The 11965-nt window shown below is 39.6% G+C and carries 16 protein-coding genes; 15 read left to right on the forward strand and 1 reads right to left on the reverse strand.

What is annotated here, in order from left to right:
• The first annotated feature begins 2 nt into the window (after nucleotides 1-2).
• From rpsE to AC2117_RS02295, 11 genes are all read left to right on the forward strand, one after another.
• Nucleotides 3-500 carry a 30S ribosomal protein S5 gene (gene rpsE, locus AC2117_RS02245; protein ID WP_003653653.1) on the forward strand — a complete coding sequence of 166 codons (498 nt, stop codon included), beginning with the start codon at nucleotides 3-5 and terminating at the stop codon, nucleotides 498-500.
• A gap of 6 nt (nucleotides 501-506) precedes the next feature.
• Nucleotides 507-683, forward strand: coding sequence for a 50S ribosomal protein L30 (gene rpmD / locus AC2117_RS02250; protein ID WP_003653652.1), 177 nt, complete (start codon nucleotides 507-509; stop codon nucleotides 681-683).
• A 3-nt stretch (nucleotides 684-686) separates the two neighbouring features.
• Nucleotides 687-1127: a 50S ribosomal protein L15 gene (gene rplO / locus AC2117_RS02255; RefSeq protein ID WP_042895186.1), complete on the forward strand. Its 441-nt coding sequence runs from the start codon at nucleotides 687-689 to the stop codon at nucleotides 1125-1127.
• Between the two features lie 45 nt (nucleotides 1128-1172).
• Nucleotides 1173-2492: a preprotein translocase subunit SecY gene (gene secY, locus AC2117_RS02260; RefSeq protein ID WP_171056784.1), complete on the forward strand. Its 1320-nt coding sequence runs from the start codon at nucleotides 1173-1175 to the stop codon at nucleotides 2490-2492.
• Nucleotides 2493-2512: 20 nt separating this feature from the next.
• Nucleotides 2513-2629, forward strand: a complete 117-nt coding sequence (gene rpmJ / locus AC2117_RS02265) for a 50S ribosomal protein L36 (protein WP_000867907.1) — start codon at nucleotides 2513-2515, stop codon at nucleotides 2627-2629.
• A 105-nt stretch (nucleotides 2630-2734) separates the two neighbouring features.
• Nucleotides 2735-3091: a 30S ribosomal protein S13 gene (gene rpsM / locus AC2117_RS02270; protein WP_003653646.1), complete on the forward strand. Its 357-nt coding sequence runs from the start codon at nucleotides 2735-2737 to the stop codon at nucleotides 3089-3091.
• Nucleotides 3092-3110: 19 nt separating this feature from the next.
• Nucleotides 3111-3497, forward strand: a complete 387-nt coding sequence (rpsK, locus tag AC2117_RS02275; RefSeq protein WP_001040166.1) for a 30S ribosomal protein S11 — start codon at nucleotides 3111-3113, stop codon at nucleotides 3495-3497.
• Nucleotides 3498-3509: 12 nt separating this feature from the next.
• Nucleotides 3510-4136: a 30S ribosomal protein S4 gene (rpsD, locus tag AC2117_RS02280; protein WP_005301294.1), complete on the forward strand. Its 627-nt coding sequence runs from the start codon at nucleotides 3510-3512 to the stop codon at nucleotides 4134-4136.
• Nucleotides 4137-4153: 17 nt separating this feature from the next.
• A complete protein-coding gene (locus AC2117_RS02285) occupies nucleotides 4154-5161 on the forward strand; it encodes a DNA-directed RNA polymerase subunit alpha (RefSeq protein WP_003653641.1) in 1008 nt (335 codons plus the stop codon).
• A gap of 18 nt (nucleotides 5162-5179) precedes the next feature.
• Nucleotides 5180-5557, forward strand: coding sequence for a 50S ribosomal protein L17 (gene rplQ / locus AC2117_RS02290; RefSeq protein WP_042895180.1), 378 nt, complete (start codon nucleotides 5180-5182; stop codon nucleotides 5555-5557).
• Nucleotides 5558-5738: 181 nt separating this feature from the next.
• Complete coding sequence (locus AC2117_RS02295) at nucleotides 5739-7229, forward strand: flavin-containing monooxygenase (RefSeq protein ID WP_133971647.1); 1491 nt, start codon at nucleotides 5739-5741, stop codon at nucleotides 7227-7229.
• A gap of 51 nt (nucleotides 7230-7280) precedes the next feature.
• Here the strand turns inward: AC2117_RS02295 and AC2117_RS02300 are convergent, their stop codons facing one another.
• Nucleotides 7281-8453, reverse strand: coding sequence for an acyl-CoA dehydrogenase family protein (locus AC2117_RS02300; protein ID WP_133971649.1), 1173 nt, complete (start codon nucleotides 8451-8453; stop codon nucleotides 7281-7283).
• Nucleotides 8454-8642: 189 nt separating this feature from the next.
• On the opposite strand from AC2117_RS02300, the gene AC2117_RS02305 reads away from it, so the two are divergent.
• The 4 genes from AC2117_RS02305 (at nucleotide 8643) to rrtA (ending at nucleotide 11812) form a co-directional block, all read left to right on the forward strand.
• Entirely contained in the window at nucleotides 8643-8900 is a 258-nt protein-coding gene (locus AC2117_RS02305) for a succinate dehydrogenase assembly factor 2 (protein WP_016142980.1), read from the forward strand.
• A gap of 6 nt (nucleotides 8901-8906) precedes the next feature.
• On the forward strand, nucleotides 8907-9296 hold the full coding sequence (locus AC2117_RS02310) for a hypothetical protein (RefSeq protein WP_133971650.1): 390 nt from the start codon (nucleotides 8907-8909) through the stop codon (nucleotides 9294-9296).
• Between the two features lie 769 nt (nucleotides 9297-10065).
• Entirely contained in the window at nucleotides 10066-11154 is a 1089-nt protein-coding gene (locus AC2117_RS02315) for a hypothetical protein (protein WP_133971652.1), read from the forward strand.
• A gap of 82 nt (nucleotides 11155-11236) precedes the next feature.
• Entirely contained in the window at nucleotides 11237-11812 is a 576-nt protein-coding gene (rrtA, locus tag AC2117_RS02320; RefSeq protein WP_133971654.1) for a rhombosortase, read from the forward strand.
• The last annotated feature ends 153 nt before the right edge of the window (nucleotides 11813-11965 follow it).

Genomic DNA, 11965 nt, shown 5'->3' on the forward strand with positions numbered 1-11965 from the left:
TCATGGCTAAAGTTGAACAAAACGAAGGTCTTGTTGAAAAGCTGGTTGCCGTTGATCGTGTAGCCAAAGTTGTTAAGGGTGGTCGTATCTTCTCTTTCACAGCATTAACTGTTGTGGGTGATGGTAATGGTCGTGTTGGTTTCGGTCGTGGTAAAGCACGTGAAGTTCCAGCTGCTATTTCTAAAGCACTTGAAGCTGCACGTCGCAACATGATTACTGTAGACCTTGCAGGTACTACTTTACAACACCCTGTGAATGCTCGTCATGGTGCAAGCCGTGTATACATGCAACCTGCTTCTGAAGGTACCGGCGTAATCGCTGGTGGCGCAATGCGTGCCGTTCTAGAAGCTGCAGGCGTGCATAACGTACTTGCTAAATGTTATGGTTCTACTAATGCTGCAAACGTAGTGAACGCAACTTTCAAAGGTTTGCGTGATATGACTTCTCCTGAGAAAGTCGCTGCGAAACGTGGTAAATCAGTAGCAGAAATTCAAGGGTAATGAATCATGAAAACGATTAAAGTTACCCAGACTAAATCTTCTTCACATCGCTTGAAAAATCACAAGCTTTGCTTACAAGGTTTAGGTCTGCGTCGTATTGGTCATACTGTAGAAGTGCAAGATACGCCTTCTAACCGTGGTATGGTCAACAAAGTCTACTATATGGTTAGTGTAGAGGAATAAGCCATGACTCTGCGTTTAAATGAGCTTGCGCCTGCAGAAGGTGCAAAACGTGAAAACCTTCGTTTAGGCCGTGGTATCGGTTCTGGCGTTGGTAAGACCGGTGGCCGTGGTGTCAAAGGTCAAAAATCACGTAAAAGTGGTGGCGTTCGTCCAGGCTTTGAAGGCGGTCAAACAGCGATTTATCGTCGTTTACCTAAATTCGGTTTCACTAGCCAAATCGCTTTAAAAACTGCTGAAGTACGTTTATCTGAGTTAAACAAAGTGGAAGGCGACATCGTTAGCCTAGAAACTTTGAAAGCTGCGAATGTTGTTCGTCGTGACCAAATTCGTGCTCGTATCGTACTTTCTGGTGAAATCACTCGTGCATTCACTGTTCAAGGTGTTGCATTGACTAAAGGCGCTAAAGCTGCGATTGAAGCAGCTGGCGGCAAAGTCGAGGAGTAATCTCGAGTGTCTATGTCTCCTAGTTCTTCAGGTCATGTCAACATGATGAAAGGTCAGCCATTTCATGTGAAATATCGTGAAATTATTCGCCGGATGAGTTTTCTAATCGGTGCATTGCTGGTCTTTCGACTAGGAGCGCATATTCCAGTACCAGGCATTAATAATGCTGCGTTAGAAAATTTATTTCAAGCGAACCAAGGAACTATTCTTGGGCTATTCAATATGTTTTCTGGCGGTGCTTTAGAGCGAATGTCTATTCTTGCTTTAGGGATTATGCCTTACATTTCTGCATCAATTATTGTGCAGTTAATGTCTACAGTAATTCCTTCACTAGAAGCCTTGAAAAAGGAAGGTGAGCAAGGTAAGCGTAAAATTAATCAATATACGCGTCAGGGTACATTATTGCTTGCAGTGGTTCAGGCAGTTGGTATGTGTGCAGGTTTGATTGGTCAGGGTATTACTCTGTCAGTTGGTCTTGAGTTTTATATACCAGCAGTTACATCACTTGTCGCTGGAACTATGTTCTTAATGTGGCTAGGTGAACAAATCACTGAAAGAGGTATTGGTAATGGTATCTCAATGATTATTTTTGCTGGTATTGTTTCTGGTTTGCCTAACTTAATTATGCAATCAGTTTCATCAGTAGATAATGGTCAGACAAGCTTAATTGGTCTTGTGATCTTTGGTCTTTTGTCTTTAGGTGTGTTGGCTGCCATTGTGTTTATTGAAAAAGCACAACGTCGTATTCCAGTAAACTATGCACAAAAGCAGCAAGGTCGTCGTATATTTACAGCACAGCAGACGCATTTGCCATTGAAAATTAATATGGCTGGTGTGATTCCTGCGATTTTTGCAAGTTCTTTACTCTTGTTCCCAGCGAGTCTTGGTCAATGGGTAGGAAGTGCAGATGCAAATGCTGGATTAATTAAGCGTAGCTTACAAGATTTAGCTTTAGTATTGTCGCCTGGACAGCCTTTGTATTTGGTGCTCTTTGGTGCGTTAATTATCTTTTTCTGTTACTTTTATACGGCTTTAGTATTTAGCCCTAAGGAAGTATCAGAAAATCTAAAACGCAGCGGAGCTTATGTGCCTGGTATTCGCCCAGGTGAGCAAACTGCTCGTTACTTAGATCATATTCTTAATCGTTTGACGTTTATTGGTGCGATTTATATTACGGTCATTTGTCTAATGCCAATGATTCTACAAAGTTCTTTTGGGATCCCATTCTCTTTGGGTGGTACCTCATTACTAATCGTAGTTGTCGTTGTTATGGACTTTATGGCTCAGCTACAAGCGCACTTAACATCTCATCAATATGATAATCAAACATTAATGAGAAAAACGACTGCTCATCCTAAGGGATAAGCGCACTTAGAGGTTTCATCATGAAAGTACAAGCTTCTGTAAAGAAAATTTGTGGTAGCTGTAAAGTTATCCGTCGTAATGGGGTTATTCGCGTAATTTGTAGCGCAGAACCTCGTCATAAGCAGCGTCAAGGTTAATCTAATCAAGACCTGTTGATTTCAGTAGGCGAATTGGGTTAATATCCGCCCCTCAAGATTTTGTGGGGCGGTTGATTATCTCTACTGCCTTTTTGGAGAAAGTGAATGGCTCGTATTGCCGGTGTAAACATTCCGGATAACAAGCATGCTGTTATCTCCCTCACTTACATCTTTGGTGTCGGTCGCCATACTGCTAAGAATATCTTAACAGCAGTTGGTATTACTGAGACTACTAAGATCCGTGAGTTGGACGATGCTCAGCTTGATGCGATTCGTGCAGAAGTTGCTAAGGTTCCTACCGAAGGTGACTTACGTCGCGAAATTTCCATGAACATTAAACGTTTAATGGATTTGGGTTGCTATCGCGGCCTTCGCCATCGTCGCAGCTTGCCTGTCCGTGGTCAACGCACCAAAACTAACGCACGTACCCGTAAAGGTCCGCGCAAACCGATTAAAAAGTAAGATTTCTGGAAGCTAAAAGATGGCTAAAGATACTCGCACACGCAAGAAGGTCACCCGTACCGTCTCTGAAGGTGTTGCACACATTCACGCGTCTTTTAATAACACCATTGTTACGATTACTGATCGTCAAGGTAATGCATTGGCTTGGGCCACCTCTGGTGGACAAGGCTTCCGTGGTTCACGTAAATCAACTCCGTTTGCTGCTCAGGTAGCTGCTGAAGTTGCTGGTAAAGCAGCTTTAGATTACGGTTTGAAAAATCTGGATGTCCTTGTAAAAGGTCCTGGTCCAGGTCGTGAGTCTGCGGTTCGTGCATTAGGCGCAGTGGGTTATAAAATTAACAGCATTACCGATGTGACGCCAATTCCTCACAACGGTTGCCGTCCACCTAAAAAACGTCGCGTGTAAGGAGAAACATTCATGGCTCGTTATATTGGTCCAAAATGCAAACTCTCTCGCCGCGAAGGGACAGACCTGCAACTTAAATCTGGCGTTAAACCTTTTGACGTCAAAACTAAAAAAGCTAACAAAGCACCTGGTCAACATGGTCAGGCACGCGGTGGTAAGCAATCTGAGTATTCACTACAATTACGTGAAAAACAAAAAGTCCGTCGTATTTACGGTGTGTTAGAACGTCAATTTAGTAACTACTATAAAGAAGCAGCTCGTGTTAAAGGCGCAACAGGTGAGAATTTGTTGAAATTGCTTGAAAGCCGTCTTGATAACGTTGTTTATCGCATGGGTTTTGGTTCTACACGTGCAGAAGCTCGTCAGTTAGTAAGTCACCGTAGCATTACTTTGAATGGTCGTCGTGTAAACATCGCATCTATTCAAGTTAAAGCTGGTGATGTAATTGCGGTTCACGAAGGTGCTAAACAACAATTGCGTATTAAAAACGCGATTGAGTTAGCTGCACAACGTGGTATTCCAGCTTGGATCGATGTTGATCATTCTAAGCTTGAAGGTACGTTTAAAGCTGCACCAGATCGTGCTGATTTACCTGCTGAAATCAATGAAAGCTTGATTGTAGAATTGTATTCTAAATAATCCTTGAGGTAGCAATAATGACGCGTACTGCAAACGAGTTTCTAACTCCGCAAGCGATCAAGGTCGAAGCGGTTAGCGGGACCTCGGCAAAAGTGATTCTAGAACCTTTAGAGCGTGGTTTTGGCCATACTCTAGGTAATGCTTTACGTCGCATTCTATTGTCTTCTTTACCTGGCGCTGCTGTGGTTGAAGTTGAGATAGAAGGTGTCGAGCACGAGTACAGTACTTTAGAAGGCTTGCAGCAGGACATCGTCGAGCTCTTGCTGAACCTAAAAGGATTGTCTATTAAGCTGTTCGATCAAAATGAAGCATATTTAACATTAGAGAAACAAGGTCCTGGCGAAATTACTGCTGCTGATCTTCGTTTACCTCATAATGTTGAAGTGGTTAATCCAGAACATCTAATAGGTACTTTGAGTGCTTCAGGCTCATTAAAAATGCGCTTGAAGGTTGCTCAAGGTCGTGGTTATGAAACATCTGATTCTCGTTTCCCTGAAGGTGAAACACGTCCTGTTGGTCGTTTGCAATTAGATGCTTCTTATAGCCCGATTAAGCGTGTTTCTTATACCGTTGAAAATGCGCGTGTAGAACAACGTACCGATTTAGATAAACTGGTAATCGACCTCGAGACAAATGGAACGGTTGATCCTGAAGAAGCAATCCGCAAAGCGGCAACAATCTTGCAACAACAAATTGCAATTTTTGTTGATCTTCAGAAAGACCAAACTCCAGTTGCTCAAGAGCCTCGTGAAGAAGTTGACCCAATCTTGCTTCGCCCAGTAGATGATCTAGAGCTTACTGTTCGTTCTGCTAACTGTTTGAAAGCAGAAAATATTTACTACATTGGTGATCTTGTTCAACGTACTGAAGTTGAGTTGTTAAAAACTCCTAACCTTGGTAAAAAATCGTTAACAGAGATCAAAGATGTTTTGGCATCGAAAGGCTTACAACTCGGTATGCGTCTTGAAAACTGGCCACCAGCTAGTCTTCGTATGGACGACCGTTTTGCCTATCGTAGCCGTTAATTAAGTAGGACTATCACCATGCGTCATCGTAATAGTGGTGTGAAATTAGGCCGTACAAGCAGCCATCGTAAAGCGATGTTCCAAAACTTGGCTAATTCTTTATTTGAACACGAGTTGATCAAAACAACTGTGCCTAAAGCTAAAGAATTACGTCGTGTTGCTGAGCCTTTAATCACTCTAGCAAAAAACGATACTGTAGCAAATCGTCGTTTAGCATTTGCTCGTACTCGTAATGCTGCAACTGTAGGTAAATTATTTACCGTACTCGGCCCTCGTTACAAAGAACGTAACGGCGGTTATCTACGTGTTCTTAAAGCGGGCTTCCGTGCTGGTGATGCAGCGCCGATGGCTTACGTTGAGCTTGTAGATCGTGAAGTGAAAACTTCAGCTGAATAATTGATTTTATTCAAAAAAGACCGGTTTTATACCGGTCTTTTTTATTTCTGCTAATTAAATAAATTATAAAAATGTCCTCAACTGACATAAAAAAACGGATAAACGGTCAAACTTGACATTGTGTATTGTCAAAATTGTGCTTTAATAAACTTATATTCTCAACCATGGGTATAAAAATAAAATGGAAAAGCAAGTTGATATTTTAATCATTGGCGCAGGTATTTCAGGAATAGGAATCGCTGCTCATCTATCAAAAAATTCTCCACAACGCCAATTTGAAATTTTAGAGCGTCGTGAATCTTTTGGTGGAACATGGGATCTTTTCCGTTATCCAGGCATTCGTTCAGACTCAGATATGTCCACATTTGGTTTTAATTTTAAGCCATGGTGTAAAGCGAATGTATTAGCTGATGGTGCTTCTATTAAAGGGTATTTGGGCGAAGTAATTGATGAATATAAATTAAAAGAAAAAATTCACTTTGGTCATCGTGTGCTTTCTGCTAATTATGATTCTGAATCAAAGAAATGGCAGGTTGTAATTGAAGATGGGAAGAAAAAACAACAAACTTGGATTGCTAACTTTGTTGTAGGGTGTACTGGTTATTATAACTATGATCAGGGATATGCACCTTCTTTCCCAAATCAAGAAGCATTTAAAGGGCAACTCATTCACCCCCAGCATTGGCCTGAGAACTTAGATTACACAGGTAAAAAAGTCGTTATTATTGGTAGTGGCGCAACTGCCATTACTTTAGTACCAGCAATGGCGAAAGGTGGAGCGGGGCACGTAATTATGTTGCAGCGCTCACCAACATATATTGCTAGTGTGCCGTCTATCGACTTCATCTATGAAAAAACGCGTAAATTTATGTCTGAAGAGGCAGCTTATAAATTTACCCGTGCACGTAATATTGGTATGCAGCGCGCTATTTATGCATTATCACAGAAACATCCAAAGACTGTGCGTCGTTTACTCTTAAAAGCAATTGAAGTGCAGTTAAAGGGTAAAGTTGATATGAAGCATTTTACTCCTTCATATAATCCTTGGGATCAACGTCTATGTGTGGTACCTGATGGTGACTTATTTAAGATTTTGCGTGAAGGTAAAGCTAGTGTAGAAACAGATCAAGTTGAGAAATTTACCGAAAAAGGTATTTTACTTAAATCTGGTAAACATCTTGATGCGGATATCGTGATTTCTGCAACTGGTTTACAAGTTCAGATTATGGGCGGCGTTCAAGCTACTATTGATGGGAAAGCAGTTAATTCATCTGAGCATATGCTTTATAACGGTGTGATGTTAAGTGATGTACCAAACATGGCTATGATTATTGGTTATGTAAATGCATCTTGGACCCTTAAAGTTGATATCGCTGCAGAATATATTTGTCGCTTGTTAAATTATATGGATAAAAATCACTATGACGAAGTGATCCCATCTGGCGATAAGACTGAAATGGAAGAAGATACTGTAATGGGTAAATTGTCTTCAGGTTATATTAGCCGTGCGGCACATGAACTTCCAAAACAGGGTAAGCATGCTCCATGGCAAGTCACTAATAACTATTTAGAAGACAAAAAATCGCTAAAAAATTCAAAATTTGAAGATGGTGTTCTGCATTTTCATAAACGTTCAGAAACTAACGAGCGTAAGCCAAAATTGGTATCTTAATAGATATTAGATAAATAAAAGGGGCGTAATGCCCCTTTTATAATGAAGCTATTAAAGTGTTCTAGAAATTAATTCTTTCATAATTTCATTGGTACCTGCATAAATTCGATTTGCTCGATGATCTATGTAGGCACGTGCAATTGGATATTCAAGCATGTAACCATAACCCCCATGTAATTGAAGGCACTCATCTACAATTTTTGAGAACATATCTGAAATTTTATATTTAGCAGCTGCCGCAGCTTCTACACTTAATTTTTCTTCAAGTTGTAATTCCATACAACGATCTAAATAAGTACGGCAGAAATCTATTTCTGTTCTCAGTTCAGCAAGTTTAAAGCGTGTATTTTGAAATGCACCAATATGTTTACCAAATGCTTTACGGTCCTTTGTGTATTGAACCGTATGTGCAAATGCCGCTTCTGCTCCTGCTTGACAAATAATAGCAACTAGCATTCGTTCCCAAGCTAACTCTTTCATGAGCATAATAAAGCCCATGCCTTCCATACCTAAAAGATTTTCTTTAGGGACACGAACATTATCGAAAAATAATTCGCAGGTATCTTGGCCCTTCATTCCAATTTTATTAAGAGGCTTACCTTTGCTAAAGCCTGCGCGGTCTGCTTCAACAATAATGAGCGATAAGTTTGCTGAACCTTTGTCGTTATTGCCAGTTTTACAAACCACTACGACCATGTCACATAAATAGCCATTAGTAATAAAAATCTTTGAACCATTAATTACATAATCGTCACCATCAAGTACGGCTGTAGTTCTTACTGCTTGTAGATCAGAACCAGTGCCAGGCTCAGTCATCGCAATAGCTGTGACCACTTCTCCTGTGGCCATTTTCGGTAACCACTTTTGTTTTTGTTCTTCATTACCAAAGTTGTTCACGTAATTGGCAACAATATCTGAATGCAAAGAAAAGCCAGTACTAGAGTCCATCGCATAAGCTTGTTCTTCAATTAAGATCATGCTGTACAAGCGGTCTACTCCAGAACCACCATATTGCTCAGGCATCGTGGTACACAGTAAACCTAAGTCTCCGGCCTTATTCCAAAGGTCACGATCAACATGTTGCTGTTTTTCATATTTTTCAATATTCGGAACAACTTCTTTTTCATAGAATTTACGCACTGTTTCGCGAAAAGCCTCATGCTCTTCATTAAATAGTTGTCTTGGTAACATATTTGGAATGGGACGAATAGCGCCAGATTGCATTTGTATTTCTTCCTTGGTTTAGGCGTGATGTTATGAATCTAAACATACGTAAGCATTCCTTGCGTAACAATGTGATGAATGCTCAATTATGAGCACAAGATGATAAATTTGGTCAATTTGATATTTTTAGCGATCTTTGGAATGTGATCAGGTAAACTAAGCGCACTATCAATGCAGGTGGGGAAATAAATGTCTGACGAAATGACCTTGGAAGAACGTAAAGTAATTTATCGAGCACGCCGCGGCTTAAAAGAAATTGACGTCTATTTTGACCCTTATGTAAAAAACTATTATCTAAAAGCAGATCCAGCAGAGAAGGCTTTATTTGCAGAATTAGTTGAACAAGAAGATCCGGATTTATTAGATTGGTTCATGGAAGTTTCTGAACCTCCACGCACAGAATTACGTGAATTTATTTATAAATTAAAACAGTATGTACATGGCTAAACTGTTTTGATAAAAGAATTGAATTTTGAGCTGAAATATAGTCGTTTCTCGATAATATTTCAGCTTTTTATTGGCTTGAGTTTAACAATCCTACTTTATCAATTGTTATCACCAATTTGGTGGTTGATTGCTCTCATTCTTTTGTCTATTAGTTTTCTATTTTTTTTGAAACAATCACGAATTTCTCAAATTGCATATTTAGACCAAAAATTGTGGTCAGTTGCATACTCTTCGCAAAAGATAATTTCCCGTATAGAAATCACTAAAATAATTGATTATCAGTTATTTATTGTTATTTATTTTGAAGGGGCACCAATAAAAGTAGCTATAATTTGGTTTGATCAACTTCCTTTACAGGATTGGAAAAAATTAAAAATCTTACAGAAAGTTTATTAATTGTTAGACAATTCTACATTTGTATATTTATATAAAATTTATTAAAAACAAAAACTTAATTAATATATTTTTTCTTAAATTCTAGATTGTCTAGTTAAAAGTTAGAAAAAAGACAGAGAAACATGATTGTCTGACAATTTCAACGATGAGTCTTTATTCCATCGGTTAAAGTACAAACACCAACGTAAAGTGTGTCGGAGGTCTCAAAATGGAGATGCCAACATGGTCGTTCTTGGTCATTGCCATCATTTTGGCAGTGGTGATCGGAAGAGCAGGAACTTTACTCAGGGAACATCTTAGCAAAGTTAATTTTAACAAAGTTAAGAGACAGAGGATGCAAGGTCGTCGATCAGTCAATTATTAAATTGGTTAGTCGATTAATTCCATCAAGTGTCCAGTTTATAACTGGGTGCGATTGTAGTAAGGAGGTCTCTCATGGAGATTTCAATGTGGATGTTTCTGTTAATTGCAGTGCTTATGGCTGTGGTAGTAGGAAGAGCAGGAACTTTACTTAAGGATTATCTAGAACAAAAATAATATAAGCCGTTAAAAGCTTATCTCAGTTAATAAGTAGCATGTGCTGAACCGTCGCAATGCTACTTTTTTTTGCCTAAAATTTCTTTTTTCTGAAAAAACTGTCAATTTTATCTACTGTGAAGTATGTCAAAGTATAAGCGCTACAATTAGAGTAATTACTCTTTTATTCAAGATATGCATCTGCTAATGTACATCTGAAAAGGAAAAAACAAATTACATAGAGGACAGGAAGATGTCTAAAGTCCAAAAAATAAGCCAAGGTTTGGCGGTAAGTTTTCTAGCAGCTTCAGTTTTATCAGGTTGTTCATACGTCGTGAAAACCGGAGCAAATGTTGCTTTAGGTTTTACGGAAAAGCACGTCGTTCCGCCTATTCTAGCAATGCAAGATGCTGAAATGGTTTGTAATACGGGTAGTGCATTAACACCTGCAATCATGTCTACTAAAGGTATGGGTGCAGATCCAACGCGTATTGCTGTATTAATGTATGCCGCATCAGGTGTATGTGCAGAGAACCAAGCGTTAGAACAGGAATTACGTTATTTACGTGCATCAAAAGCAGGTCAAGTAACCGAAGCTCAAGATGCTCGTATTGCCCAGAAACGTTGGGCAGCCATTGCTGCTGAGCGTCAATATACGGGCTATAAGTTGTTTGCTGATCGTTGGGAATCTAAATATAAATATCATTTAGGTGATTCTTGCCCAACTATGCGTAGTGATACTGATCAAACTGTTTATCTACTTGGAATGATTAGTGGCCTTCAGGCTGTAACCAATGACATTAACTCTGGTGGTGCAGTCAATGTTCCAAAAGATATTGCTGCTATTGTAGAGCGTGGCATGGTCTGTCTAGATAATGAAAAATTCTGGGGCGCACCTAACGCAACGCGTGCTGTGATCTGGACTTTATTACCAGGTGCTGATGAAGGGAAACCTGACCCATATCAAACGTTAAAACAATCAGTACAAATTGGTGAACAAAAAGGTGTTCGCTTGTCTCATGCTTTGTATGCGGTAGCTGCTCAAGCAAGTGGTGATGATGCAAAAATCCGTGATGCATTAAGATTATATGCGGCATCTCAAGCTGATGATAAGCCTGTCAATCCGAACTTTAAGTTAATCGATAGTATGGCAGGTCTGATTATACGCGGGATTTCTGACCGTTACTGGACTGAGCATACTGGTGTGCGTACTGGAGATGATGGTATGTCACATTTCTGGGACGATAAGAATGAAGGTGCAGCAGAGCTAGATGAATTATTTAATGGAGGGGCCGCATCTGAAGCTCCTGCAGACTCATCTGCTCCACAAGCAGCGCAGTAAAATATTTGAAAGGTTAACTTCTTGCGAGACTGTTGTTAAGTTTTACAATAGTAGCAAGAAGTTTAATTTCAAGGAGTGTGCCATGAAGGATCATGTACTGAATCATAAAGTGCTTTTGGTCGCAGTGTGCATTTCTGTGTCTGCCTGTCTACAAGTATTTCCTGATACCTTTATTTATTGGCGCGAAAGTTTACTTGGTGAATTCTGGCGTTTATGGACTGGACATTGGGTACACGTTGGGTGGATCCATTTCTTTTTAAATATGATGGCATTCGCCTGTTTACCGTTCATCTTCCCGCATACCAAAGCGTGGCATCTTTTAAGTCTGCTTTTTCTTTTGCCACCGTTCATTAGTTTGGTTTTCTATTTTTATTTACCTTATATCGAGGCATATGCTGGTTTGTCTGGTGTTTTACATGGGCTGTATACAGCAGTTGCTTTAGTTTACTTGCAATATCGTAAAGAACGGAATTTTGCTTTTCTGGTTTTAGGATTAATTATTGCAAAACTGATATGGGAAAATACCTTTGGGCAAACAGGAACAGCCCAGTTAATAGGAAGTCCGGTTTTAACTGAAGCTCACTTATATGGAGCAATTGGTGGCGCAATCTTTGGGGGCTGCTATTGGCTTGCTCAAAGATTAAAAAAGAAATATTGACAATACAAACTGTTAAAAAAGTGATTTTAGTCATTCTTTATTAATAAAGTTTGATGCAAATTTGATCGTTGAATAAAGGGATTGGTAGAAGGGGGATGGAATTAACCCCTGACCAAGAAAATTGCATGACTCAAGCTCCTGTTTTTCAGGTTT

Source organism: Acinetobacter calcoaceticus, assembly GCF_900520355.1.
Classification (GTDB): domain Bacteria; phylum Pseudomonadota; class Gammaproteobacteria; order Pseudomonadales; family Moraxellaceae; genus Acinetobacter; species Acinetobacter calcoaceticus_C.

Bases quoted from the DNA above. Each gene is read 5' to 3' on its own strand.
- rpsE (WP_003653653.1), top strand. From the start codon at position 3: ATGGCTAAAGTTGAACAAAACGAAGGTCTTGTTGAAAAGCTGGTTGCC.
- rpmD (WP_003653652.1), top strand. From the start codon at position 507: ATGAAAACGATTAAAGTTACCCAGACTAAATCTTCTTCACATCGCTTG.
- rplO (WP_042895186.1), top strand. From the start codon at position 687: ATGACTCTGCGTTTAAATGAGCTTGCGCCTGCAGAAGGTGCAAAACGT.
- secY (WP_171056784.1), top strand. From the start codon at position 1,173: ATGAAAGGTCAGCCATTTCATGTGAAATATCGTGAAATTATTCGCCGG.
- rpmJ (WP_000867907.1), top strand. From the start codon at position 2,513: ATGAAAGTACAAGCTTCTGTAAAGAAAATTTGTGGTAGCTGTAAAGTT.
- rpsM (WP_003653646.1), top strand. From the start codon at position 2,735: ATGGCTCGTATTGCCGGTGTAAACATTCCGGATAACAAGCATGCTGTT.
- rpsK (WP_001040166.1), top strand. From the start codon at position 3,111: ATGGCTAAAGATACTCGCACACGCAAGAAGGTCACCCGTACCGTCTCT.
- rpsD (WP_005301294.1), top strand. From the start codon at position 3,510: ATGGCTCGTTATATTGGTCCAAAATGCAAACTCTCTCGCCGCGAAGGG.
- AC2117_RS02285 (WP_003653641.1), top strand. From the start codon at position 4,154: ATGACGCGTACTGCAAACGAGTTTCTAACTCCGCAAGCGATCAAGGTC.
- rplQ (WP_042895180.1), top strand. From the start codon at position 5,180: ATGCGTCATCGTAATAGTGGTGTGAAATTAGGCCGTACAAGCAGCCAT.
- AC2117_RS02295 (WP_133971647.1), top strand. From the start codon at position 5,739: ATGGAAAAGCAAGTTGATATTTTAATCATTGGCGCAGGTATTTCAGGA.
- AC2117_RS02300 (WP_133971649.1), bottom strand. From the start codon at position 8,453: ATGCAATCTGGCGCTATTCGTCCCATTCCAAATATGTTACCAAGACAA.
- AC2117_RS02305 (WP_016142980.1), top strand. From the start codon at position 8,643: ATGTCTGACGAAATGACCTTGGAAGAACGTAAAGTAATTTATCGAGCA.
- AC2117_RS02315 (WP_133971652.1), top strand. From the start codon at position 10,066: ATGTCTAAAGTCCAAAAAATAAGCCAAGGTTTGGCGGTAAGTTTTCTA.
- rrtA (WP_133971654.1), top strand. From the start codon at position 11,237: ATGAAGGATCATGTACTGAATCATAAAGTGCTTTTGGTCGCAGTGTGC.